Source organism: Enterococcus sp. E5-162, assembly GCF_035725965.1.
GTDB classification, from domain to species: Bacteria; Bacillota; Bacilli; order Lactobacillales; family Enterococcaceae; genus Enterococcus_B; species Enterococcus_B lactis.
In genome coordinates this window covers 1-24276 of the sequence record NZ_JAPRFV010000013.1, presented here as the reverse complement: position 1 = coordinate 24276, position 24276 = coordinate 1, and the positions used below count along the sequence as shown (strand labels likewise).

Sequence of the window (24276 nt, the reverse complement as noted above, 5' to 3'; positions counted from 1 at the left end):
TCTCACCTTATTCCACGATTTTTTTCATCAATTGCAACAGTTGACGTACCTCTTCTGGGCGTGTATTCCCTGTATCCTTGTCGATAATCGCACTATATACATGAGGAATGACCTTTTTCACTCCTGCGTCTATTGCGATCCGTACGATTTCTTCCACATTATCAAGGTCGATCCCGCCAGTTGGCTCTAAATAAAAATCATTGGCAGCACAAGCTTCCGCTAAGGCTTTATATTCTTTGATATGGGAAAGTCCCTTCATAGGAAAATATTTGATCGAGCTGCCGCCCATATCTTTCAATAATCGAATAGCTGTTTCAAGTGTCACGACTCCTGCAGGTCCTTGTGAACTTAAAGGACCAGTTGCGATGTTTACGTACCCTTCTTTACCCGTGGGAGAAACCAAACCGTTGATGACCGTTTCTGTCTGTTTCAATACTGCTCTGGAAGCTCCTACTCCTGTAAATACTTGATTGACATGCTGAGGCTGCAATACTTCGGCTAAACGAGTGACCATCTGGCTCTGGTTTGGGTCTCCCGCGCCTAAACCGATGGACAAGGCGTTATTTGTTGCTTGCTGGTATTTTTTCATTTCTGCAATAGCTGTTTCGTCGTCAGAAAAGTTCTTTGAAAGTACACCTAAAACGATATGGCCTTCCGCTGCCTCATAGCATTCTTTTGCGTTTTCTACAGAATTTGCTAACACATTTAGACAGATCTTATCTTTTAAATAATTGGGACTTAATCTCATTCCTTTTTCTCTCCTAGTTCTTCAAGATTTCTTTTAAACGATCGATGATTTTTGCCATCTCCTGTTGACTGACAGAACGGATATCGAATTCGATGATGCCGTTGTTTGCCTGGTATTCTCTTGTATAGATGGCAGGATTTTTTTCTTTCAATGCTTTAATCACTTGTTTAGCTGATTGATTTCCTGAAACTTTCACACTTGCTCGATAGATTGCTCGACCTGCGCTATCTTGAACGATCTTAGCTTCTAAATGATTGATTTGATTAAGTTGTTCGATGAATGGCTGTAATCTTTCTTTCATTGCAGGGCCAGACTCACTGCCTTTGTTCAAATAATCTTCCACTGCTTGGACAAAACCAAGGATATTTTCCTTTCCGATTTTCATGGAACGTCCAATTCCTTTTGATTGCATCCGGACCCATGAAACATACGTTTTTTTCCCAATGACCATTCCGGCACTTGGTCCTTCGATTGCTTTTGCCCCTGAATAAATAACCAAATCAGCGCCCATTTGCACATATTTTTTCAGATCTTCTTCTGCCGCGGCATCAACGATCAACGGAATCTGGTTCTTTTTGGCAATCTGTGCTGCCTCTGACACGTCAAGCATACTTTTTTGTACCGTGTGATGACTTTTTATATAGAGAATCCCTGCTGTTTCTTCTGTGATCATCATTTCGATTTGTTCAGGCGTACACATATTGGCGTAACCTGCTTCGACTACCTGACCGCCTCCTTGCTGTACCATGATTTCCACAGCCGTTCCGTAATCTACATTGTGTCCTTTCGGCAAAATGATTTGTCGTTTTTTGATGGATTCTGCATAAGGGTGATAAAGGGGATACAGTTCTCCTTTGCCTATAACAGCAGCTACCGATTGAGCAATTCCTGCAGAGGCGGATGAAACGATCTGGACATCTTCAACTTCTAGCAAATCGGCTAAATATTTTCCTGTTTGAATGCTTAATTCTTCCATCTCAAAAAAATGCTGACCGCCAAAACGTTGCGCGTCAAGAACTGTCTCTGAAAGGGTCGAGACGCCTAGAATCGTCATTCTTCCTGAAGCATTAATGACTTTCTTCAGCTGAAATTTCTCATGATTCGCATGCATAACTTTTTCCTCCGATGATTGTTTGTACTGGTTTGATTTGCTGATTTGACTGTCTTTTCTCTCCATTGGAATCGATTAGTTCCTTGGGTTGATTGATCAATTCAAAAACAGTAAAATCAGCGTCAAAGCCTTCTTTGACTTGTCCCTTTGTTTTCAAATGGAAATTCTGTGCAGGAACTTCCGTCACCTTTTCGATGATTTCTTCCCACGTATATCCGACAAGCTTCAATTTTTCCATCGTTGTAGCTAAGTCATAGACTGGACCGTTTTTGCGATTACGAATATAGATATCTGTACTGATCGTATCTGCTTTTATCCCTTGGTGATAGGCAGTTTCCGCAACTTGGAAATTAAAACTATCCGTCCCGTGTCCGATATCGAAGATGATTCCTCGATTTTTTGCTTCTACAGCTATTTGTTTGATTGTTTTCGTTTCTTGATCCAAGATGCCGTTTGTTTTCCCATTGAAACAATGAGTCATGATATCTCCTGATTCCAGTAAAGAGAGGATATCCGGCAATTCCGGCGGAGCAGAACCGATATGGACCATCAAAGGAAGCTGATGGTTTTCTTTTTGTATCCTTTTTGCCAGTTCTAGTGGAGTGATGCCGTTTTGACCAACTACGCTCTTGCTCATCCGTGCTTTGATTCCAATAATGAAATCTGGCAGTTCCTTGATTTTTTGCTTTACCATATCAACTTGAATCTTGTTTAGATCTGCTAGTTCATCTTGTGCAACGATTCCCCATTTTGAGATATTCAAAAGCGCATAGACATTTGTTTTTGCCTGTTTGGCATGTTCATAAAAATCAGCAATGTTTTCTGCCCCAGTTGTCCCTGCATCTATGACTGTTGTCACACCTTTATTCACACCGATCTGATCTGGATAATCATAATACAAAGTCATTTCCTCAAAACAATGAACATGATCGTCGATCCAACCAGCCGACAAATATTGCTGAGGGGTCAAGCTGATTTCCTGACGAGCTTTTTGTGTGATGAGAGGGGCGATTTCGCAGATCTTTCCTTTTTCTATCCCGATATCGAAGATCTTCCCGTTAAGCTCTCTTGCATTTTTAATGACTAAATCATACATAATCATTCCTACTTTTCTATAAATTTGAATTTAGACCATGGATGAATGAACGGTAGCAAGATCAATTCTTCTGGAGTAATATGTCCTACTTTATTCTTTCGCGGATCACTGTGTGGCTCCAATACGATCTGAAGTTCGTTTTTATATTTGCCAAAGCGGTCATTCCCAACGACAACATCTCCTACGACAAATTCAAACTCAGTATCATGTACTTTGTTTTCGTCTTTTTGGTATTTTTTTCGAACTTCCGTTGATCGGATCACTTGGTCTGTGATGTCCCCTCGACGAACATGTTGCTCTTCCAATACGATTTGCCGTTCCACCTCATTTACATTTGCAACAAATTCAATTCTAAAAACAGTCTGGTAACGATCCAAATGCCCTAATGACTTCAATTCTTCTTCACTTGCGTATGCGTTTCCAATAATTATATCATCAATTAGGTTTGTGGCAAACAAATGCTTGGCCGCTGTTTCGACAGAAAGATGGCGATGCATTTCTAAAGTAGGCAGTCCATCATTGATATCCCACGGCCCGATTGTACCTGATTGTGAAGTAATGAAGGCTGCCGTTCGAATACCGTTTTTTTTGAATCGTTCACTACTTGATTGGAAAAAATGATACGGCAAAGCCGTTCCTTCTTGCGGGTAAAAATTATGACAGCCATATAGAAAAGATGTATTTGCCTGATGCGTCAAGATATTTTCTAGATAAGCCACATCATTACTCATATTCAACTCGATGGCCAAGTGATAAGGATTAAAAGTCAAAAGTGCTTCTTTTCGCCCATCAAATCCTAAGTCCAAACGAATGCCATCTGCGCCTAATCTATGGAAAAAACCTAAATCATCATAAGAAATATTCAATTGTTCAAAGATAGCCGGCGAAACATCTACTATCGTTTCAAATCCCCTCTCTTTTGCAAAAAAGATTAATTGCTGAAATTTTTTCTGAACGACTTCCGGATCTTCCGTGACCTCAAGCATACTCATAAAAATTCTGCTGAATCCATACTGATGGGCTGTTTCGATATACTCACGATCTTTTTGAGGATCACTGTGGTCTGGGTAAAGGGAAATGCCTAATGAACGTTTCATGGTTTGTTCTCTTCTTTCTTTTCAATTATAGTCGTTCTTCGGTGACACCATCTGTCAGAGTGAGATCTGCTTGCTCTTTCGCTTGCTCCTCTGCTTCTCTAGCCAATTGCTGTTTTTCAAATACTTTGAAGAATGGATAATAAATAGCCAAAGTAATCAAGAAATTACCAATAACCAATAATCCTGCTGCAACGCTCCAGTTCGTGCTCATCCAAGCAGCAATCGGCGCAGGCATCGCAAACGGCAGACGCGCAACCATCATTGGCACGACACCGCTGACAGTGAGAACATAAGAAAGAGTGGTCGTCACAAGAGGGGCAAGAATAAATGGAATCCCCAAAACTGGGTTCATCACTACTGGTGCACCGAAGATCATCGGTTCATTGATATTGAACAAACCCGGTAAAATGGACAAACGTCCTAAGCTTTTTAAATACTTGGATTTAGAAAACATGAATAAGACAACCAACGCAAGAGTGGTTCCTGCTCCGCCGATCCAAACGAACCATTGTAGAAATTGTTCAGTAAAAATATTTGGCATGGCGTGAGCACTTGTCCCTGCATTAAATGCATCGATATTTTCAGCAATCGAAATATCCCAAAACGGACGAATAACTGGACCCATGATTGCCGGACCATGGATTCCTAATACCCAGAAGAAACAAATTAGAAAGACAGTCAAGAGACCGCCAAACAAGCTGTTACCCGCTAATACACCTTTCAAAGGCATAAGTAGTTGACTCAAAAATCCATTTAAATCGAATCCAAGCATATGGCGGATGATCCAAAAGAAAATCAAGATGACTGCTCCTGGTATCAATGCAACGAAAGAGTTTGTTACTTCTGGCGGCACACCATCTGGCATTCGGATAGTTATTTTTTTCTCGATAAAAAACCGGTAGATCTCTACTGAAATAATTGCCGTCACGATCGCCCCAAATAATGAGCCCGATCCTAGATTAGCGATGTTGATGTAACGTCCGGCTGTGATTTCTCCTACATCTTCTAAGATGCGTGTAGGAGGAGCTGCCACGATCAGAAAAGACATTAATGCCAAGATACCTGCCGTCAGTGAATCAAGCCGATAGCTTTTCGCTAAAGAAGAAGCAATCCCGAATGTCGCATAAAGAGCAAGGATACCAACTGTATAGCGAAAAGGAATATCTAATATCTCACGGTAAGGTTCAATGACTGCCGCAACTGATTCAATCGGGATATTCAGTAAAATCGTAAAAAATGAGCCTACGATCGTCAATGGCATAGTGGCAATGATTCCTTTTCTGATGGCAGTCATATGTCGCTGAGTACCGATACGATTGGCCACGGGCATGATTTTTTGTTCGATAATTCCTATAAATTTATCCATTTTCCTTCTCCTTTTATAACATTATAATGTTTACAATTGAATAATAACATACTTTACTATAATTTGTAAACGCTTTTCAAAAGATGCATCCCTCCTTTGTTCTTTTGGTTTTACAAAGAAAAGGAGGTGCAACAAAAGTCGTGTCACACCCCTTTATTCAGAATATATGGTCATCTAGAGTCAGCCTTGTATCTACGGTAATAAGTCCGACCAATTCAAAAACATGAGAAGCTGTTTTTTCGTTTTTTTCTCTAATACTCAGGTCAAACCGCTGATTTCACAACTTCTTTTTTATTTATGTTTCGTAATCAATATGGTAAGGATGCAGCTCCGTATGATAGATTGCTTCTGAATATTCAATCATTTTCCCCATTTGCGTAGACGATTGCCGTATCCGTTTGATGCCAATCTGTGTGTCTGTTTTCAGAATTTCTTGTTCTTCTTCTGTTAAAAATACTGCAGAGAAATCATCAGAAAATGAGTCAATGGTATACCCTTTTTTTGTCAGCAGACGATACAAAGATTCTTTGTCAAATTCTTCTCTGCTGAATTGCATCATTTCTTGTGGAAGATAGTGGACAAAATAAATATAAGGCTGATTGTTCAAATAATATAAGCGCTTAAAACAAACAGCTTGCTCACCGAAAAAGGAAAACAAAGGATCTTCCTTCTTTATATGGACCAATTGCAAATCTAGCGTTTCTTTCTGAACTTCATATTGGGAGTTCTTCAAGATCTGCGTAAAACTTGCCGCTTTGGATAATCGATTGTAAGGACGATTGCTTAGAACCGTCGTCCCACGACCACTTTTCTTTTCGACATATTCATCTGATGCCAGCAGCTCGATTGCCTTTCGGACAGTGATTTTGCTGACTTGAAACAGTTCTTCTAATTCACTTTCTGTCGGCAGCATCGAACCGACTGGATACTTTCCTGAGAAAATATCTTCTTTGATTTTATCTGCGACTTCCAAGTATAGTACACGTGTCCTTTTCATAACGTCACCCTTTGCTTTACTATTACTAAAAGAATAGCACATAAAAAATAAAAAAAGAACACAAATCACATGCGAGAAGTGTGTTCTTTTTCATTCCACTGTTTTAATTATAGATTTTCGCCATTTGAGGCAATTACTTCTTTATACCAATCAAAAGATTTTTTCTTCGATCGGTTCAATGTCCCGTTTCCTTCATCGTCTAGATCCACATAGATAAAGCCGTAACGTTTACTCATTTCTCCTGTCGATGCACTGACTAGATCGATACATCCCCAGGGGGTATAGCCCATCAAATCTACACCATCTGCAACTGCTTGGGACATTGCTTCGATATGACGACCTAGGTAATCGATCCGATAATCATCAATGATCGAGCCATCCTCTTCCACATGATCAATAGCACCAAGACCGTTTTCAACAATGAATAATGGTTTCTGGTAACGATTGTATAATTCATTCAATGCGATTCTCAACCCTTCTGGATCGATCTGCCAGCCCCATTCACTCGCCTCAAGAAACGGATTTTTTACGCCTCCTAGCAAGTTTCCTTCTGAAGTTGCGGCTTGCGGGTCAGTCTCATTGATTGCCGTAGACATATAGTAACTAAATCCGATGTAGTCAACTGGATATTCTTTTAGCAACTGGAAGTCTTCTTCTGTTTTCTCTAATTTTTCCGAATCGACTCCATATTTTTTATAGGTACGGGCTGTGTACGCAGGGTATTCTCCGCGTACTTGAACATCCGTGCAGAAAAAATTGAATTCTTGATTTTGGATCATGGTTGCTACCTGATTGACTGGATTGGCATCGATGCTATAAGTCGTTGCATAAATAATCATGCAACCGATTTGGATATCCGAACGCAATTCGTGGCCGATTTTTACAGCTTTGCTACTTGCTACGAACTGATTATGCCATGCTTGGAAAATATTTTGGTACTCTCCTGCTCCGTTGCTTTTTACTAATCCTTGACTTAAAGCTGGAAAATGAAAGGCCGAGTTGATTTCATTGAAAGTCATCCAATATTTGACTTTACTGTTGTATCTCTTTAATACTGTCTGAGCAAATCGTTCATAGAAGTCGATCAGTTTTCGATTTTTCCAGCCACCATATTCTTTTGCTAAATGAAGAGGCATCTCGTAATGAGAAATCGTGATCACAGGTTCAATATCGTATTTTAAGCACTCATCAATCAGCTGATCGTAAAATTCTAATCCCGCTTCATTCGGCGTGCTTTCGTCTCCGTTTGGAAAAATCCGTGTCCAGGCAATTGAAAAACGATAACATTTGAACCCCATTTCCGCAAATAAAGCAAGATCTTCTTTGAAACGATCGTAATGATCGATTCCGCGATGATTCGGGTAATTATATGTTTCTTGATCGATCGTCCAGTCAAATTCTTTACGACCGATGATTGCAAAACGCTGCTTACCTCCCGGCATAGCATCTGCAACGGATAACCCTTTTCCGTCTCGATCATAAGCTCCTTCTAATTGATTGGCAGCAGTTGCGCCACCCCATAAAAATTTTTCTGAAAAACGTGATTGCATCCTGATTTCCTCCTTATTTTACAATTGCTAGAACATCTTCATTCGCAATAATCTCTTTTTGGTCTAATTCAAGTATATCGGCAAATGCATCGGTATTTGTAATGACAACCGGTGTGATTACACTATAGCCGGCTGCTTTGATTGCTTCGATGTCAAAACGGATCAATAAATCTCCTGCTTTGACGAGGTCCCCTTGTTTGACTAAGATTTCATAACCATTCCCATTTAATTCTACTGTATCCATCCCGATATGAATCAAAATCTCCGCTCCGTCAGTCGTTGTGATCCCTACAGCATGTCCAGTTGGAAAAATAGTCGTGATCTCTCCATCTGCCGGGGCAACAAGTTCCCCTACTTCTGGATCAATAGCGATACCTTTTCCCATCACGCCAGAAGAAAAAACTTTGTCTGGCACTTCACTCAGTGGCAGTACTTTACCCGTTAAAGGACTCTTTAAGGTATGCCGTGCTGAAGTAATCGGTTCTCCTACATTCGCATGTTTGTTTTCTAATTGATTGTCTTGTGTTTGTTCGTCAAATCCTAAAATCAGCGTACCTACAAATGCTAGAACAAAAGCGATTCCTGTAGCTATTACGGCTACTGTCACATTTGACTCTACACCATCTACCGTACTAATGAAAGTTGGAATCGTTAATAAGCTGACCAAACTGCTGGAGAAAGCTTTTACTCCAGAAAATCCGATAATAGCCCCTCCGATCCCTCCAGAAACACACGCTGCAATAAATGGTTTCTTCAACGGTAACGTCACACCATACACAGTTGGTTCAGTGATCCCAAATAACGAAGTCACTGTAGAAGAAATCCCTAATGCTCGAAGCTTTGTATCTTTTGTTCGTAACGATACAGCTAAAGCAGCGCCACCTTGTGCCAAGATGGCTGGAAGAAGCATTGGCATCAATACATCAAACCCGTATTGCTCGATATTCAAAAACATGATCGGTATGAATCCCCAATGCATGCCGAACATCACGAATACTTGCCATAAACTTCCCATGATCAGACCTGCTACGATTGGACTAAATCCATAAATCGAGTTGAAGAGACCACCTAAAGCATTACCGGCCACCGTCCCGATTGGTCCTAAAGCAAGAAATGTCAACGGAACCATCACTACTAAAACGACAAGCGGAACTAAAATCATTTGCAGAAATTGCGGAATCACTTTTTTTACGAATGGCTCTAATTTACTTTGCACCCATACTGCTAGAATGATTGGTATGACAGAAGAAGTATAACCAGACGGCGAAAGAATCACTGGGATCCCAAAGAAACTGATAGCTTCTCCCGCACCAGCAACTGCTGTGATAGCTGGGTACACAAGTGCCATAGCAATTGCTACTGCTAAAAACTGGTTGGCTTTGAACTTTTTAGCTGCTGTAAAAGCAAGCATGATAGGTAAGAAGGTAAAGACACCATCTGCTGCAGCAAACAATATTTGATAAGTACCGCTATCAGCTGTCAGCCAGCCCATCACCGTTGCCAATGACAAGAATCCTTTCAATACCCCGGCGGCTGCCATCGCCCCTAGAAAAGGTGTAAATATACTAGAAATGATATCAATTAGACGATTCAAAATATTTTTGGACTCTTCTTTTCCATCCTCCGAAACTGCAAGACCTTCCTCATCCACGATCGATTGATAAACATCTGCTACATTACTGCCAATCACTACTTGATACTGACCGCCACTTTGGACGACTTGGATCACGTCTGGGTCTTCTTTTAACTTTTGCGTATCTGCTAAGGATTCATCTTTTAATCTGAACCGCAAACGCGTAGCACAATGTACTAAACTTTTGACATTCTTTTGTCCTCCTACCGCTTCCCATACACGACGACCAACTGCTTGATTATCCATTGTTTTTTCCTTCTTTCTTTTTTTATTTAAAAAATAAAAACCCAGATTGAAAAAAACAGTCACAAACATTCGTGAACCTATTTTTTCAATCCAGGTTTTGCCTGCCATACAGTAACAATCCTTATGATTGGATACTTTTTTTCTCACTTACTACTCTTTGAATATGAATCGTTAAATAAATCTGCTCTGCGATTCCCATTTCCTGTTTTTGCGTTTGTCGAAGATACTCATTGATCCGTTCGACACAATGAAACGCTTTTGGATACTTTCCTTGAACTAATGCGTAGAGAAATTCATCTTGTTCGTCAGATCCTTCCCCTTTGAGATAACGCTGGGCAAAAAACTGCAGATGAGTAATGATACGCTGATAATTCAAAGATTCTTCATCGAACATGATGCCGAAGAATTTACTGATGATACTCAGTATATCTCTTACCATTGTGGTAGCGGTCATCGTCACTTGCATGTCTTCGTTTCCTTGTTGGCTATTCACAAAATGAAAGGCAATAAAACCGGCTTCATCCTCAGAAAGTTCCACGCCAGTCTTTTGTTTCACGAACAAAAGAGCCTCTTTCGCTGCTTGATATTCTTTCGGATAAAATTTTTTTGTTTCAAATAATAATGGATTAGGCAGTTGGATATTTTCTTTTGCCCGTGTGATCGCATAATGAAGATGATCGGTCAATGTCAGATAAATATTAGGCGAAAATTCAACTTTTAGTGTATCTTCAGCCAGTTCGACTACTTGTTTGACCCATTCGATCTCCTCTGCCGGAATATCAGCCATCAGCTGTTGGAATTGGTTTTTAGCAAAAGAATCTCTTAAAACAAATTCTTTTTGGACCGCTTCTGGCGAAATCTCGTCCCCAATCTTTTTTTGAAAAGCTAGGCCTTTTCCCATACAAACGACTTCTTCCCCGAATCCATTTTTCGAAATGACGACGTTGTTATTCAAAATTTTATCAATTTTCATTTTGCTTCGCCCTCTCAAGAAAAATAAAAAAACCTAGAATTCGCCTACTGTTTCTTAGCTGAATTCTGGTTTTGCCTGCCGTACAGTAACAATCCATTTCTTATTCAAAATCATCATACCATCGAATTTTTATTTATGCAAGCCTTTTCATATAAAAAATAAAGAAACTGGAACACAAGTCTATCTAGAAAACAACCAAATCAGAGATGCACCTCTTTGCGTTCCTCTTTTTTCAGCAAATCGGGTTTTCCTCATCGATTCATATCCTTTGGTTGTTTTTGATCTGTAATGACTTATGTCCCAGTATCCTAAAATGTTTTTGTCTCTAGATTGAAAGCAGTTCTCATGTCATCTGTCGCATCCTTCATCGGTGTGACACTTTCCAGTTCTCCTTGTACAACTAGTCGTGTGACGGCATCCATGTCGCCACATGTGATCAGCGTGACGATTTCTTTTCCCTCGACCTCGTTCAATAATTGTGTATCTGTAGGAGCAACTTTTTCTTTAAAAAATGTTTTATATGTATACACATTTTCTAAATCCGTCAAATAGATCTTGGCACCCATTTCCAAATTTTCCAGCGGTGTAAACAGCAATTCAGGATTTGTTGCACGATGGCTTGCTAAAGCATAGTTTCCCTTTCCCATCTCTTGATCTGGAGATAACGTTCCTGCACCGTAAAGCAGTGAAGTATTATCCAAGCCTTTGAAAATCGGTAAATTGATCGAAACAGAAGGTACTGCGATACTAGCAATCACTGGCAGATCTGTTCCGCTCATTTGTGACCTCATCACTCCTTCTGTTGTCATTGGTTCTACTGCGTCAAAGTCAAAACTGACATCTTTATCGTTATTCCTTTTCAAATCTTCTTTCGTTACATTCGCTATAGCATATCTGTCTCCTGTTAATCTGACAAGATAGTCTTTGATCTGTTCATTGAAAATCAAAGCTAGTCCTACTAATAACAAGAGGAACAAGAGGATATTGACTAGCCATCTTTTTGCTTTTCCTTTTTTCTTCATTTTCTCTCCCTCCAGTCTCATTTTACTGTTTTCCTTGTGCTCTTTCCAACAGCTTAATGACACATTTCTACAACTCTGTGTATTTTTTTCGTACCCCTGCGCTTTTTTCTACAGGATATTTCAAATTATTTTTGATCAATTTTTCTTCAATGATCTCATCTAGATCCAACTGAAGGTTGTCTGCCATCATGTATGAATAGATCAATACATCTGCCAGTTCTTCTTTGATTCGTTCTAATTGTGTTTCTTTTACTTCTTCCGGCGTTTTCCATTGAAAAAGTTCTAACAATTCAGATGCTTCCAAAGAAATAGAGATAGCCAAATCTTTTTCGTTATGAAACTGTCGCCAATTACGTTCATCTCTAAACTGGTTGACTTTTTCCATACTATTCATTTGCTTGCCTTCTTCCAATCATTTCTTACTTGATTAATCATACCATTTTTTTACATAAAAAATAGATGATGCTTTTTAAAAAACTCCTGTTTTCTTTTATTTAAAATAAATGTCATAAAAAATCAGTAATTTAGGTAGCCACCATGTGTATGTAGTAATGTGACTTCTTCCCCTGAGGCTTTTTGTTTTTCGATACGTTCTTCTCCCCAAACAGACATCGCTACTAGAATCTCTCTTAATGATTTTCCTTCTTCGGTGAGCGAGTACTCTACTTTAGGCGGGACTTGGTTATAGACTTTTCGATGGACAATGCCATCTTGTTCTAACTCTCTTAACTGCTGGGTCAGCATTTTTTGTGTGATCGTAGGGATTTTTTTCCGTAATTCACCCGGGCGAATGGGACCATTACCTAAATGACATAAAATAATCGGTTTCCATTTTCCTCCGATGACTTCCAATGTTGCTTCGACGCCAATATGATAGATTCTTTCCATTTTTATCTCTCCTTAAAAAAGATACGCATCGTATCATAGCATGCTCCTTTCATTTTGTGAACTAACAAAGTCTCTTCCTCTGCGTTTTTTATACTTTCGCCAAAAAAGGAACTATATTTTGAAAAAAATAAGAATTTTTTCAAACGCTGAAACGTTTGTAGGTTCACATTTGTTACCAAAAAGTGCCTATCATACAAAAAAGTCGGTACTTCACGAAGGAAGGATGAAGGTCTATATTCTCTATTTGTCAGAAAAATTTGAGGAGGAAATAAAATTGAATAAAAAAGTTTCACCAGTTTTTACGCTTATGGCTTTGGTAATCAATGCCTTTGCTATTGGATCTACAGAATTTATCAGTGTAGGGCTTATGCCTTTGATCGTTGATAGTTTTCATGTCAGTTTGGCTCAAGCAGGGCTGACGGTTTCTCTTTACGCGATTGGTGTGACAGTAGGCGCACCTTTACTCACTATTTTAACAGGAAAATGGAATCGTAAAATGTTGATGGCAGCAATCATGGTGGTTTTCATCATTGGGAATCTGCTGGCTGCTTTTTCTGGGGTATTTGTTTTATTGCTAGCTGGAAGAATCGTATCCGCACTTGCTCATGGGATTTTTATGTCTGTATCAAGTGTCATTGCCGCTGAAGTCGTCTCTCCTGACAAACGTGCAAGTGCGATTGCTGTCATGTTTACAGGGCTAACGGTCGCAACCGTTACCGGTGTTCCTTTGGGGACATTCATCGGTCAGCAAACAAGCTGGCATATGACTTTTCTTTTTATTGCTTTCGTTGGAGCCATCGGTCTACTCGCCAATCTATTGCTCATTCCAAAAGATCTCCCAATACCAGGAGTTGTCGATCTAAGTGGGATTCTTCGGATAGCTAAAAATAAATTTTTAGTGGGCTCTTTTTTGATCACAGCTCTTGGATACGGAGGAACATTTGCTGCTTATACCTATTTGACTCCGATTCTTGAAGACAAAATCGGTTATTCATCAGAAGCTGTCGTTATTTTGTTGATTATCTACGGCGTAATGGTCGCTATTGGTAACACAATCGGGGGGCATTTTTCGAACCGACATCCATTAAAAGCTTTAGGTATCATGTTTGTCTTGTTATCCTTATCTTTAGTATTTTTATTTGGAACGATTCTTAGCGGGAACTTGTTCTTTGCTACAGCAGCTACCTTTGTTCTAGGGCTATTTTCTTTTATGAATGTTCCGGGTCTACAATTATATGTTGTACAATTAGCTGAAACGTATACACCGAAGGATATTACGCTTGCTTCTGCATTTAATATCTCTGCTTTCAACATTGGTATTGCATTCGGTTCTTTTGTTGGCGCACAAACGACTAAAACGGTTGGTGTCACTTATGCTCCTTTATTTGGTGCTGTTATCGTTTTACTTGCTGTGTTTTTAGTTTTCTGGTTACTGAATCAAGAAAAGAAAAATAAATAATCTTTCAAAATCAGTATGAAGGACTGTGACAAAAGTCTTGTCACAGCCTCTTTATAACTTTTCCATTTTTTTAGCGATCCGCTCATTCATTTTTCTTTTCAATTCATTGATTCTTGTCTTCGCCTGGATTTCATGTAACGTGTTTTCTGCAAATTGTCCTACGTCTTCTCCAACCAATTCTAAGACAGGAAGCCCATTTGAAGCACCTTCTTCAAAAAAGTCAAGCAACTCATACATCGCTGACAACATATCCATCCCATCCCCTGCGGTAAATTCCCAAAGAAATTTTTGTATCTCATTGTAGACAATCTGATAGTCAGCAGGAAGTTTTTTCAGGCGAGCCATTTGTTCGCGATATTCTGCTTTGTCTTCCATCATTTTTTTGATATAGCCAACCAAATTTTTATTGCTCATTTTCTTTGTACTCCTTTAGTTTTTCGATTTGACCTGAAATAAAAGACCAGCGTTTCCAAAATAATTCTAATTCCTGCTTTCCAGCTTCGTTCAGAGAATAAAATTTTCTCATGGGTCCTACAGAAGATTTTCTCTTCGTAACGGTAACTAATCCTTTCTTTTCCAATCTCAAAAGAATCGTATAGACAGTTCCTTCCACGATATCTTCAAACCCGTATTCCTGTAAATTTTTGGTAATTTCATATCCATAAGTCTCATGACGATCGATGATTTCCAGTATGATCCCTTCTAGGACCCCTTTTAACATTTCCGTAATTCCGTTCATTTTTTCACCTGTACTTTCGCTATACTCGCTTTCATCATATTTTGAAATCATTGACACGTCAATCATTTAAGCTGTTAATTTTGTTTTTTGCGGTAAACGAAAACCGACAACAATTGAAAAATTACGACACTCCCAATGCTCCAAGCAAAAGCCGTCCATAAATCATCAGGTACTTTTCCAGCAGTCATGAGTGAACGGAGTCCATTGATAATAGGAGTTATCGGCTGATAATCAGCAAACCCTTGTAAAGCATGCGGCAGCGTTTCTGTAGGTACAAAGCCGGAACTGATAAATAAAAGCCCCATCAGCAAATAAGAGAAGACGCTAGCTGTTTCATTGCTTTTAGCAATGAGCCCAAAGAATACAGCAATCCATGACATAGCTAAGGTTACAAGTAGTAAAAGCCCTAGTGCCAATAACCACTCGCCAATATCCGCTTTTGGTCGAAACCCAATCAAGACCCCACTGAATAAAACAAGAGCAACGGACAATAAATTAAACAGCATACTTGTGACAACATGACTGTTCAAAATAGCAGATTTAGCAATCGGCATAGAGTGGAATCGTTCAAAAATCCCAGTAGTCACATCATTATTTAAACGAAAAGCTGTGTAAGCCACACCGCTCATGACTGTCATTAGCAAGATGGCTGGGAGAATGAACCCTTTATAGCTAGCCACAGGTATGGTCATTGCTCCTCCTAATATATAAACAAACGCCAGCATGATCATGATTGGCATCACTACGACCGTAATAATCGTATCAGCGCTTCGCGTCATATGCTTCATCATTCTTCCTGTTAGTGTCATCGTGTCTTGGATCACGTTCATTTTTCTTCATCCTTCGTCTGATTGATGATTGAGAAAAAGACATCATCTAATGTTGGTTGTTTTTGTGCAAATTCCAGAACTCCGATCTTGTTTTGCTGAAGTAAAGTAAGAATCTCTGTTACTTTTTGAACATCATTGTCAGTCGGGATCGATAAAGACAATAATGCTTCGTTCTTTTCTCCGCCTACCAGTCGATATGCGGCTTGGAATGTTTCTTCTTCTGCAAAAGTCAGTTCGATCGTTCCTTGCGGTAAATATTTTTTGACCTCAGCTACACTTCCTTGAAGCGCAATCTTTCCTTGATCCAAAATAGCGATTTGATCCGCCAATTGATCTGCTTCTTCTAAATATTGTGTCGTCAAAAAGACAGTCACACCGGCTTTTCTCAAATTCCTGATCGTTTCCCATAAAGAAGCTCTTGCTTGTGGGTCCAGACCTGTTGTCGGCTCATCTAAAAACAAAACGGTCGGATCCCCCAACAAACTCATCGCTAAGTCAAGTTTTCTTCTCATCCCTCCGGAATACGTATGCACTGGGCGATCAGCTGCTTCATGTAAGTCAAACGTGTGTAATAATTCATCAATCCGCTGCTTATGATCTTTCAAGTGGCGAAGCTTTCCAATAAGCACTAAATTTTCTCTACCAGTCAGCACATCATCTACTGCAGTAAATTGCCCCGTCAAACTAATCCGTTCACGGACTTGGATTCCTTGTTTTGCCACATCGAAATGAGCAATACGAATCTGTCCTTTATCCGGTGTAAGCAAAGTAGCTAACATCTTGACGATCGTTGTTTTCCCCGCACCATTTGTACCTAGCAAAGCAAAAATACTGCCTTCGTCAACTGTAAAACTCACACCATCTATTACTTTTTTTCCTGAGAAAGACTTGTATAAATCTGTCACAGTAATCATCTTTTCCATTTTTTTCCCTCTTTTCTCCCTATCTACTTAGTATCACGAAGTATATGAATATAGTAATACTAAGTAGTGGGAGTGTCAACTACTTTGTTTTACTAAATAGTAAAACAAACAGAAGGGTGACAACGGTCATCACGCTTCTGTTTGTTTATGCTTACTTTTTTAATAAACTGTGTTGTTGAACTCCCTTTATATTTAATCTTTGTTCAAGCTATTCTTTGTGATGTTAAGTCAGCAGACTGATTCACTGTGTCTGGCCGCCAGATACATTTCTACAAAGAAACAGTGATTCTGCTTTGAAAAATCGATTTTTAGTTCTGCATTTTCGTAAGCATCCAACATTTTTTTCGCACTGTATAGACCTAATCCGCCATTTTTTTTAGAGGTTTTTCCTCTTTGGACCATTTCCGCTAGCGTCAAATTCGTCGGATTTGCCTTGTTCGCTATACTAAAACGTAATCCCTCTTTTTCTTCCAGCAGATTGATCGTAATCGGACTCTGATCGGCTACACGATGATCGAATGCGTTAGAAATAAAAATAGATAAACAGCGAATAAAAACAACCAAATCAATCGGGATGGTTTTTACTTCGACAGGAATAACTACTTGGATCGGGATTTTCTCCGATTCTGCTTTTTCTAGAAACTCTAAAAAGACGCCCCTAACAACTGGCGATAAAATCTTTGTCAGCTGTTGTTTTTGCGGTTCTTCCAAAATAGCTGCAGAATGGTTTTCTAAGATTTCTAAAAATTTAAATGTTTCTTTTTTGTTTTCCTGAATCGTACTTTTTAATGAAAACAACAAACTCTTATAATCATGTTTGAATTCTTCTAGATGATGGTAATATTCTTCGTTTATTTGATACAGTTGAAGTGATTCCTGATGTTGTCTTTCTTTTACTTGAAAGCTGATTAACATAATAGAAAAAAGCAACGAAAAAAAGCTGATCACAATCGATAAAAGAGACAAAAGCAGATAATCAGAGGAACGAAAATGAACACTTCTCAATACCAAGAAAATCACGCCCCAACTTAATAAAATACACATACAGCCAAAATAATGCTCGGTTGGATAAGTAAAAAGCAAGTTGAGAAATTTCGTCCGTTTGTCTATACTTTTTACTAATAGGTAGAAAATGAATGCGACGAGCAGTGCAAGAAAACTTGCTGTTCCGAGATGTACTCTTCCTAAATAATTTACCAAGTCAAAAACCAGAAAAAAGCTTAACCCAGTGATAGCAAAAAAAAGATTACTGATCAAACAGCTGATAAATAGTTTTTTCGTAGTAGAATAAAAGAGAAACATTAATAATAAGCCAACTAAATAAGGAAAACTTACTTTAGGAATAGGAAGAAAAATTATCAGCGCCATCAAAGCTAAACAACCAAAGCTGGTTTTTACTAGCAGCTGTTTCGAAAAGAATAAATAAATACCTAAATCTAAAATCAAAGTAAAGGTCAAATAAAGTGTCACTGTTGCGAACATCTTATTCCTCCATTGTTTTGTTTCATCATGTACACATATTTTTTTGATAGGAGCCTGCATATGAAAAAGTATTTTATCATAGAAGATAACCAGTTTCACAGCGAATGGATCATCAAAGAATTGGTCAATCATCATATCGAGAATATCGTGCAGCTCACTTCCATCTCCCAAATCAATCAGTTGATCCAGTTGGGCACTATTGATAATCACGATGTTTTCTTTATCGACATCGACTTGAAGCAATCACTTACAGGTATTGATGTCGCCGAACAAATACGTAAAAAAAACGCTCATAGCAATATCGTTTTTTTCACCGCCTATACGAACTTTGCAGTAGATATCATCAACCGGAAAATCCTTCCGATTGGATATATAAGAAAAGACAGGAATTTATCTGAACAAATTCATCAAGTGCTAGAACAGATCAATTGGAAAGAACAGCAGATCGTAAATGTCGATAAAATCTTCATTGATCAAAAAGGTGGGAGTCTCGTCCTATATCCTCGGGAAATTTTATATATTGAAAGTATCAAAGGATTGAAAAATCAAGTCATGGTCAAAACAACGACAGAAGATAAACTAGTAAGTACTTCATTAAAACAGTTGAAGATAGAGTTAGAAAAATACACTTACTTTTTACTTTTAAAATCCTACTGTATCAACTTATCACAATTGCAGAAAATCGATTCTGCTCATTATGTGTTAGAATTTTTCAACGGTGATTCCTTACTCGTTGGTCGGAAAATCTTTGAAAAGACAAAGGAACGTTTCCATGATTTCCAGCAAACTGCTTCGAGCTGATGAATGAGAGCTGCGAAGTAAGCAGAGCAGATTTCAGGGAGTGGAGCCAACTAAAGGCCCACTCCCTGAAATCGTTGATATGATTTTACGCTTCCTCTTCTGTAGGCGCATCTGTTAACGACCATGTAAATGTTGAAACGTAGTTGTCTACGGCATAATTGGATACAGGAACAAATAATTCCACTGATTGTCTCCCTTGTTCCGCATTTTCCCCTAGTGAATAAATCCATGTGCCAATCCCTTCATTTGCCCCTGCAGTTACTAGATCTACTGCCTGATCTGCTGGGATCTCGATTCCTTCAGCGCCAGTTCCAGAAATGGTAGATGGCGTTCCACTGCTATTAGTTACGCTATTTCGAATCACGGCATTTTTGAATTTCACCTTTGAACCAGTTAGTTTATTCGTATCAGATGTTGTACCAATAAATTCTGTTCGTTTGACTGATAGTTTCCAACCGGCATAATTTCCGCTTTTATCCGTTACTTGTACGAAATTCTGTACTTGTGTTGGTGCCCCAGTACTGTCCGTTCCACTTTGTAATGCAGCATATACTGTTTTTGCTGTGCCTAACTTGATTGTTCCGAAATCAAGATCTGGCGCTTGGTCAATCGTCAGTAATCCGGATGTTCCCTGATTTGGTTCGTCAGGTGTAAACGGCGTATCGGGATCATTTGGATCAACGGGAGGAACCGGAACGACGTCTTCAGGATTTGCGGCATCTGGTTTTGTTACGGAAATCGTTCCTTCCGTAGTGGCTGAGCTCTTATTCTCAGCAAAAACAATTTGTGTACATAATAATAAACTTCCAGCTAGAACGGTACTTAATGCAATTGTTTTTTTCATTTCTTTTTCCTTCTTTCTTTTAAAATAAATAATCCAGCAAATAAGCCAATAAGAATGGCTCCAACAAGTATCAGCCATCGCCAGTCAAATCGTTCTGGCTGATTTTTTAAATCAATATCCTTTTCATTCAATTGGTCCGCTGCATCATCAGTTATTTCAAAATCAGTATGAAGATTCCAGCGTTTTTCTTTCCAAGTACCCTTCACAACCGCTTGATAATGTCCCGGAGCTAATTTTTTTCCTTCTAATGGGACAAGTAAATCAAAATTTGTATTGGGTGCTACATCTATTTTTTCTTTTTTTATTGAAAGATAAGGTTCTTTTGATTCTTTTTTGTAGATTTCAACCGATGTAGTCAAGCCGAACATATAAGAAGCATTTGGATTTTGAAGATTCACCTTAATCACATTTCTTCCATCGCTTTGATCCGCATAGGCTTTTTTTAATTTCAAATCTGGGGAAGACTCTTTTTCGCTATTTCGAATCAAGATCGCTTTCACTTGAGAAAACTGATTGACGACACCAACTGTACTTTTGTTAGAAACGTTCTCTTTTTTTTCTTGAAACGTGATCCCTCCTGCGACCACACCAGCCAGCTCTTTTTCTGGCGCTTTCAGTGAAAGTGTCTCAGTGATCGCACTTTGAGGAGGAACAGTTATTTCTCCCACTGTTTTTGCTAAGTTTTTCATATCATAACTTAATGTTTCATCTAATTTACTTTTTGATTCTCCATATTCGATCACACCGTTTGAATTCGTCGTAGCAGAATGGATCAATGTCTCAACTATTACTGGTTTATCTGTTCGGTTAAAAACCGTGTAGGGGATTTCCTGTGTTTTTCCAGGCTCCATCCTTACATTTATATATGTTTTGTTCTTATCGATCTGATTAGCTGGTAATTCGAAATCTACCGCAAAATTGAATTCGGAGGCATGGACAGGTGTCTGCCAAAGGATGAATCCAAGGAGAAGGATTAGAAGTAAAGAGCAGTTGTTTCGATGACTTTTATTCCATATTCGATTCATCAATCATCCTCCTTGATCTTTATTCTGTCGGCGCATCTGCTAATGTCCATGTCATCTCTGCTGAGTAATCACCAGCTATCTGATTTTCTTTGGTTAAGACAAGTTTAAACGCCCGACCGTTATTTAAATATTCTGAATAATCTGCTTGCGCATTCGTAGAATTTTGTCCTTCGACAATTTCCAGTTCTTCTTCATTCACTAATTGGTACTCCTCGCCTTTCTTGAAATAAAGGACATCCTGCATAGAAAATCCTGAATCGTTTGTAAAGGGCTGAGATAGTTTTATTGTTAAGATCCATGGACTTTTTGTTTCTCGTTGGTCATAAATCCATAATTTTTCCTGCTCATCCATTTGGCCAAATGCTTCTTGCGTCAAACCAGTTGCTTTGATCTGTCCAAAATCGAGTTTGGAAGGGGCAAGAAATGAGAGGCCACCTTCTACTACGATCTTCGCAGCAGGCGCAAAAGGCGAAGCATCATGATAAACAACTGGCGTATCACTTGGATTGTGATTCCCGATTTCATCGTTGGTACTTGGCTTGTTCTGCACACCCTTAGCAGCAGCTTCTCCTGTTTGGTCGTTTAATACGATTTCTAATACGTCTCCTGCAAAAAGCTGATTTTCTGGGATAGAAAGAACAAATTTCCCTGTATCATCAATAGTGGTTTCTGATAAAACAGCTTGATTTTTTTTTAATGAAACCAAGGATCCTGCTTCGCCTGTACCTGTGATTGAGCGAGAAGCTGCATTGATCAATGTGGTACTTAATTTAGCAGGCTCAGGAGGAATGACATCGACTGTCGTTTTGGCAGAGTCCAGTTCTGTCACTTCTTGGCCGCCTCTTACTTTTTTAGCAGCAATAACTTGCACTTGATCCCCCGTTTTTAATCTCTCATCGTTGGGTACTTGAACTTCGAACAAGCCGCCTTGTTCGCCTTCTCCCCATGGGTTATATCCTGCCCCTTCGTTTTCATCTGTTTGTCCTTGCGTGAGAGCAGTAATTTCTACAGGTGTTTTCGTCGTATCTGCATAAGTAATACGTAAAGTCACTTCTACTTCGCCTGTCCAAGCATCTCTTGGCTTTGCCTCGACACCTTCGGGAACAACGACATGCCCATAGATTTTTTTATCTGCATTCGTTGGCACTCTTAAGGATTCAATTATCGGGAGCTGATTATTGGCACTGATTCGATTATAATTTTTCATTCCGGCACCTGTCTGAGCAAATTCATTTGTTAAACCTGCACTAGTGCTTGATACGAAATTACCTAAGTCGGTCCCATTGATCGATAAGTCTGTCATATCAGAAAAATAATCCGGGTCTTTTTCAAAGTTATCGAATGTTGCGCCTGTTTTTCGCCATAAAGCGATTTCTGAATGGGCAATCTTCAAAGAAGAATCTCCATTTCCTTGGAATACCCAGCCGCCTATGCCATTGATCTCGCTTCCAATCCGTTTGTTTTGGAAATCAAAATAGGTAGGAGATTCTAAATCCACATTCAACACATCCCCACTGATGATGCCGGTCTTATCTTCCCCTGTTTTCCCGACCATGACTAAATAAGTTTTTTCACCTGCCGTAAAATTTAAATCAATATCTCCAGTTGTATCTACGGTTGCTCCGGAATCTGCGCGTATATCGATATTTGATTTTTCTCCAGTGACTGTAAAATCAGCTGAACCTGGACTTTCTAGAAAACCAGAAGCGTCATAAAATTGGATCGCTTGGTTTCCTTGATTGAGTCTGTTCACGTAAGATTTGCCATCCCCTGCATTTCTTACCCTCAATGAGCCTCCATTGGTTACTGTAAGCTTTTGTGTACCGTTCTCAAAACGAACTGCGCTGGAACGCCCACTTTGCTTATCGATGTCGATAACTGATCCGGCTCCTTCTACGATCAAAGAAAGGCCTTTTCCTACAAAACGCATCCCATTGTTCCCGGGTTGGTCGCCATCTCCAGCCATTTTGACCGAGATTTGACCACCACTTGATACATGGATTTGACTAGAATCTCCTTGCAGGCGAAATCCGCCAGTAGTTGCTGTATTGATGGTGATTTTTCCACCATTCGATACAGCGACTTTCGATCCTGAACCTCTCATTTGGATGATTCCGCGATTGTTGTCATTGGTAATATTGATCTTTGTATTTACCGAAAATTCGCTTCCCGAACCACTGACTTCAAACATGACATTACCAGGTAGCGTATCGACTGCCTCTCCTTCATCGCTGACGCCATCTGCCCGATCATAATCAAGAAAGACCTTTGAACCGCTTAAGATATGGATTCCTGGTGCTGTTTTTCCACTACCAGTCTCATCTCCTGAATCTAGAAAACCGTAGAATTTCCCTAGATATGGTCCATAAAGTTGACTACCATTGATCACATTCAATTGATAGCTTCTACAAAAATAGGCTTTACCCGGAGCAGCATTCAGTCCTTCCTTCACTGGTTGGACATCCAACACACCAGAAACACCATCTAATGTGACAGTTGCACGAGGAGCGTAAATCAGTCCTAATTTGGACCCATCATACAAATCAAGTGTCCCGGTAAATTTTATTTCTCCCGTAAAATGATATCTGCTCCCCCAAAAATCGGTCATATAAGCAATGATAATGGCATTTCCATCGATATTTGGTGTTAATCCACCTGGATGTGCAGCTGTTCCTTTAAAATTCTGGAAATCGATCGACTGAGGTATCTCATTGATATAAATATGGTGTGTGCCGAAATTGTGAGCGAACCCACCAAAATCAATAACGATATCTCGTTTGATTTCTAATTCCCTGTCTAAAGTCAAAGGCTTAGTCAGTCGGATTTTAGTTACTGATTCGTCTGCGAGAAGCTGCACCAATTCTTCTGTTGTGGCAGCTTCGCTGTACCCATCCGCTGAAACAGCTCTTGCCAGTACCGCTTCACTGCTATCAGACGTTTGTTCAGCTACTTTTGAGGACTCACTTTTCTTATTTTCTTCTTGCCTTTTATTAGTAGAAACCTCACTTTGGGATTCTGTAGTTTCAGAAGTAATCGATTCTTCTGAAAAAGTAGTCTTGTCAAAACTTTGATTCTCTGATTGCGTTGATTCGTTTGTTTTCTCTACATCGGCAAAAACGGATGTCACCATCAAGAGAGGGAAGACAAACAAAATCGACGCAATCAGCTTTTTTACATATTGATTCATTCTCCACCATCCTCTCTGACGTTTTGACAATTTTATTTTATCGTTTTAATCTATTTCCAATTGTACTTTCATATTTAAAATATGTATTTTTATGGAAAAATTTTTCTATTAGATGAAAATTTCTTTTTTGTACAAAAACATACTAAGATTAGAGGGGAACATCATTGACGAATGATGTTCTCCTCTATTTTCTATTTTTAGATTATAGTGAAGAGTGAAAGAAAGTTCGAACAAAGCCTTGAGGACTACGAGTCCCTAT

At 39.2% G+C, this 24276-nt stretch carries 22 protein-coding genes; 2 read left to right on the top strand and 20 right to left on the bottom strand.

Translation table 11 applies throughout. The features are described 5' to 3' along the window. Positions 1 to 7: 7 nt before the first annotated feature. The 12 genes from dagF to OZZ83_RS12015 all read right to left on the bottom strand — a co-directional run bounded on the left by dagF (position 8) and on the right by OZZ83_RS12015 (position 12727). Positions 8 to 748 (bottom strand): 2-dehydro-3-deoxy-phosphogluconate aldolase, encoded by a 741-nt coding sequence (dagF, locus tag OZZ83_RS12070; RefSeq protein ID WP_002308297.1) that lies wholly within the window; start codon positions 746 to 748, stop codon positions 8 to 10. Positions 749 to 761: 13 nt separating this feature from the next. Beyond that, positions 762 to 1859: a DgaE family pyridoxal phosphate-dependent ammonia lyase gene (locus OZZ83_RS12065; protein ID WP_002308296.1), complete on the bottom strand. Its 1098-nt coding sequence runs from the start codon at positions 1857 to 1859 to the stop codon at positions 762 to 764. Continuing rightward, positions 1843 to 2955 carry an amidohydrolase/deacetylase family metallohydrolase gene (locus OZZ83_RS12060; RefSeq protein ID WP_002346122.1) on the bottom strand — a complete coding sequence of 371 codons (1113 nt, stop codon included), beginning with the start codon at positions 2953 to 2955 and terminating at the stop codon, positions 1843 to 1845. The genes OZZ83_RS12065 and OZZ83_RS12060 overlap by 17 nt, the downstream gene beginning before the upstream one ends. An 8-nt stretch (positions 2956 to 2963) precedes the next feature. Next, positions 2964 to 4052: a DUF871 domain-containing protein gene (locus tag OZZ83_RS12055; protein WP_002312111.1), complete on the bottom strand. Its 1089-nt coding sequence runs from the start codon at positions 4050 to 4052 to the stop codon at positions 2964 to 2966. A 25-nt stretch (positions 4053 to 4077) separates the two neighbouring features. Beyond that, complete coding sequence (locus tag OZZ83_RS12050) at positions 4078 to 5418, bottom strand: PTS sugar transporter subunit IIC (RefSeq protein ID WP_002308290.1); 1341 nt, start codon at positions 5416 to 5418, stop codon at positions 4078 to 4080. A gap of 295 nt (positions 5419 to 5713) precedes the next feature. Continuing rightward, positions 5714 to 6415 (bottom strand): GntR family transcriptional regulator, encoded by a 702-nt coding sequence (locus OZZ83_RS12045; RefSeq protein ID WP_002308289.1) that lies wholly within the window; start codon positions 6413 to 6415, stop codon positions 5714 to 5716. Positions 6416 to 6522: 107 nt separating this feature from the next. Next, positions 6523 to 7965: a glycoside hydrolase family 1 protein gene (locus OZZ83_RS12040; protein WP_087064063.1), complete on the bottom strand. Its 1443-nt coding sequence runs from the start codon at positions 7963 to 7965 to the stop codon at positions 6523 to 6525. A 13-nt stretch (positions 7966 to 7978) separates the two neighbouring features. Then, positions 7979 to 9844 carry a beta-glucoside-specific PTS transporter subunit IIABC gene (locus OZZ83_RS12035; RefSeq protein WP_278023388.1) on the bottom strand — a complete coding sequence of 622 codons (1866 nt, stop codon included), beginning with the start codon at positions 9842 to 9844 and terminating at the stop codon, positions 7979 to 7981. 121 nt (positions 9845 to 9965) lie between these two features. After that, the gene (gene licT, locus OZZ83_RS12030; RefSeq protein WP_002308284.1) at positions 9966 to 10817 is read right to left on the bottom strand and encodes a BglG family transcription antiterminator LicT; all 852 of its coding nucleotides are present in this window, start codon (positions 10815 to 10817) and stop codon (positions 9966 to 9968) included. Positions 10818 to 11125: 308 nt separating this feature from the next. Continuing rightward, the gene (locus tag OZZ83_RS12025; protein WP_002346126.1) at positions 11126 to 11839 is read right to left on the bottom strand and encodes a class A sortase; all 714 of its coding nucleotides are present in this window, start codon (positions 11837 to 11839) and stop codon (positions 11126 to 11128) included. A gap of 67 nt (positions 11840 to 11906) precedes the next feature. Next, positions 11907 to 12233 (bottom strand): nucleotide pyrophosphohydrolase, encoded by a 327-nt coding sequence (locus OZZ83_RS12020; protein WP_002291148.1) that lies wholly within the window; start codon positions 12231 to 12233, stop codon positions 11907 to 11909. 122 nt (positions 12234 to 12355) lie between these two features. Continuing rightward, positions 12356 to 12727, bottom strand: a complete 372-nt coding sequence (locus OZZ83_RS12015) for a winged helix-turn-helix transcriptional regulator (protein ID WP_002308281.1) — start codon at positions 12725 to 12727, stop codon at positions 12356 to 12358. Positions 12728 to 13001: 274 nt separating this feature from the next. Between OZZ83_RS12015 and OZZ83_RS12010 the strand changes: the two genes are divergently transcribed. Next, positions 13002 to 14186, top strand: coding sequence for an MFS transporter (locus OZZ83_RS12010; RefSeq protein WP_278023389.1), 1185 nt, complete (start codon positions 13002 to 13004; stop codon positions 14184 to 14186). Positions 14187 to 14237: 51 nt separating this feature from the next. Here the strand turns inward: OZZ83_RS12010 and OZZ83_RS12005 are convergent, their stop codons facing one another. The 5 genes from OZZ83_RS12005 to OZZ83_RS11985 form a co-directional block, all read right to left on the bottom strand. Continuing rightward, positions 14238 to 14600, bottom strand: coding sequence for a DUF1048 domain-containing protein (locus OZZ83_RS12005; protein ID WP_002339072.1), 363 nt, complete (start codon positions 14598 to 14600; stop codon positions 14238 to 14240). After that, positions 14590 to 14925, bottom strand: a complete 336-nt coding sequence (locus OZZ83_RS12000; protein ID WP_002308273.1) for a PadR family transcriptional regulator — start codon at positions 14923 to 14925, stop codon at positions 14590 to 14592. The genes OZZ83_RS12005 and OZZ83_RS12000 overlap by 11 nt, the downstream gene beginning before the upstream one ends. Before the next feature lie 74 nt (positions 14926 to 14999). Continuing rightward, on the bottom strand, positions 15000 to 15755 hold the full coding sequence (locus tag OZZ83_RS11995; protein ID WP_002345334.1) for an ABC transporter permease: 756 nt from the start codon (positions 15753 to 15755) through the stop codon (positions 15000 to 15002). Next, positions 15752 to 16678 (bottom strand): ATP-binding cassette domain-containing protein, encoded by a 927-nt coding sequence (locus OZZ83_RS11990; RefSeq protein ID WP_325066071.1) that lies wholly within the window; start codon positions 16676 to 16678, stop codon positions 15752 to 15754. The genes OZZ83_RS11995 and OZZ83_RS11990 overlap by 4 nt, the downstream gene beginning before the upstream one ends. 228 nt (positions 16679 to 16906) lie before the next feature. Then, entirely contained in the window at positions 16907 to 18220 is a 1314-nt protein-coding gene (locus OZZ83_RS11985) for a GHKL domain-containing protein (protein ID WP_104760117.1), read from the bottom strand. Here OZZ83_RS11985 and OZZ83_RS11980 point away from each other — a divergent pair, their 5' ends adjacent. Continuing rightward, entirely contained in the window at positions 18221 to 18961 is a 741-nt protein-coding gene (locus tag OZZ83_RS11980; RefSeq protein WP_002345337.1) for a LytR/AlgR family response regulator transcription factor, read from the top strand. Between the two features lie 85 nt (positions 18962 to 19046). Here the strand turns inward: OZZ83_RS11980 and OZZ83_RS11975 are convergent, their stop codons facing one another. From OZZ83_RS11975 to OZZ83_RS11965, 3 genes are read right to left on the bottom strand one after another with little or no spacing between them, the layout of a single operon-like run. After that, the gene (locus tag OZZ83_RS11975) at positions 19047 to 19805 is read right to left on the bottom strand and encodes a WxL domain-containing protein (RefSeq protein WP_002308263.1); all 759 of its coding nucleotides are present in this window, start codon (positions 19803 to 19805) and stop codon (positions 19047 to 19049) included. Continuing rightward, positions 19802 to 20830: a DUF916 and DUF3324 domain-containing protein gene (locus tag OZZ83_RS11970; RefSeq protein WP_104760120.1), complete on the bottom strand. Its 1029-nt coding sequence runs from the start codon at positions 20828 to 20830 to the stop codon at positions 19802 to 19804. The genes OZZ83_RS11975 and OZZ83_RS11970 overlap by 4 nt, the downstream gene beginning before the upstream one ends. A 19-nt stretch (positions 20831 to 20849) precedes the next feature. After that, entirely contained in the window at positions 20850 to 24017 is a 3168-nt protein-coding gene (locus OZZ83_RS11965; RefSeq protein WP_002345339.1) for an Ig-like domain-containing protein, read from the bottom strand. Positions 24018 to 24276: the final 259 nt, after the last annotated feature.

What these genes read in the sequence shown, in the direction of transcription:
- dagF (WP_002308297.1), bottom strand. Translation starts at nt 748, where the DNA reads ATGAGATTAAGTCCCAATTATTTAAAAGATAAGATCTGTCTAAATGTG.
- OZZ83_RS12065 (WP_002308296.1), bottom strand. Translation starts at nt 1,859, where the DNA reads ATGCATGCGAATCATGAGAAATTTCAGCTGAAGAAAGTCATTAATGCT.
- OZZ83_RS12060 (WP_002346122.1), bottom strand. Translation starts at nt 2,955, where the DNA reads ATGTATGATTTAGTCATTAAAAATGCAAGAGAGCTTAACGGGAAGATC.
- OZZ83_RS12055 (WP_002312111.1), bottom strand. Translation starts at nt 4,052, where the DNA reads ATGAAACGTTCATTAGGCATTTCCCTTTACCCAGACCACAGTGATCCT.
- OZZ83_RS12050 (WP_002308290.1), bottom strand. Translation starts at nt 5,418, where the DNA reads ATGGATAAATTTATAGGAATTATCGAACAAAAAATCATGCCCGTGGCC.
- OZZ83_RS12045 (WP_002308289.1), bottom strand. Translation starts at nt 6,415, where the DNA reads ATGAAAAGGACACGTGTACTATACTTGGAAGTCGCAGATAAAATCAAA.
- OZZ83_RS12040 (WP_087064063.1), bottom strand. Translation starts at nt 7,965, where the DNA reads ATGCAATCACGTTTTTCAGAAAAATTTTTATGGGGTGGCGCAACTGCT.
- OZZ83_RS12035 (WP_278023388.1), bottom strand. Translation starts at nt 9,844, where the DNA reads ATGGATAATCAAGCAGTTGGTCGTCGTGTATGGGAAGCGGTAGGAGGA.
- licT (WP_002308284.1), bottom strand. Translation starts at nt 10,817, where the DNA reads ATGAAAATTGATAAAATTTTGAATAACAACGTCGTCATTTCGAAAAAT.
- OZZ83_RS12025 (WP_002346126.1), bottom strand. Translation starts at nt 11,839, where the DNA reads ATGAAGAAAAAAGGAAAAGCAAAAAGATGGCTAGTCAATATCCTCTTG.
- OZZ83_RS12020 (WP_002291148.1), bottom strand. Translation starts at nt 12,233, where the DNA reads ATGAATAGTATGGAAAAAGTCAACCAGTTTAGAGATGAACGTAATTGG.
- OZZ83_RS12015 (WP_002308281.1), bottom strand. Translation starts at nt 12,727, where the DNA reads ATGGAAAGAATCTATCATATTGGCGTCGAAGCAACATTGGAAGTCATC.
- OZZ83_RS12005 (WP_002339072.1), bottom strand. Translation starts at nt 14,600, where the DNA reads ATGAGCAATAAAAATTTGGTTGGCTATATCAAAAAAATGATGGAAGAC.
- OZZ83_RS12000 (WP_002308273.1), bottom strand. Translation starts at nt 14,925, where the DNA reads ATGAACGGAATTACGGAAATGTTAAAAGGGGTCCTAGAAGGGATCATA.
- OZZ83_RS11995 (WP_002345334.1), bottom strand. Translation starts at nt 15,755, where the DNA reads ATGAACGTGATCCAAGACACGATGACACTAACAGGAAGAATGATGAAG.
- OZZ83_RS11990 (WP_325066071.1), bottom strand. Translation starts at nt 16,678, where the DNA reads ATGGAAAAGATGATTACTGTGACAGATTTATACAAGTCTTTCTCAGGA.
- OZZ83_RS11985 (WP_104760117.1), bottom strand. Translation starts at nt 18,220, where the DNA reads ATGCAGGCTCCTATCAAAAAAATATGTGTACATGATGAAACAAAACAA.
- OZZ83_RS11980 (WP_002345337.1), top strand. Translation starts at nt 18,221, where the DNA reads ATGAAAAAGTATTTTATCATAGAAGATAACCAGTTTCACAGCGAATGG.
- OZZ83_RS11975 (WP_002308263.1), bottom strand. Translation starts at nt 19,805, where the DNA reads ATGAAAAAAACAATTGCATTAAGTACCGTTCTAGCTGGAAGTTTATTA.
- OZZ83_RS11970 (WP_104760120.1), bottom strand. Translation starts at nt 20,830, where the DNA reads ATGAATCGAATATGGAATAAAAGTCATCGAAACAACTGCTCTTTACTT.
- OZZ83_RS11965 (WP_002345339.1), bottom strand. Translation starts at nt 24,017, where the DNA reads ATGAATCAATATGTAAAAAAGCTGATTGCGTCGATTTTGTTTGTCTTC.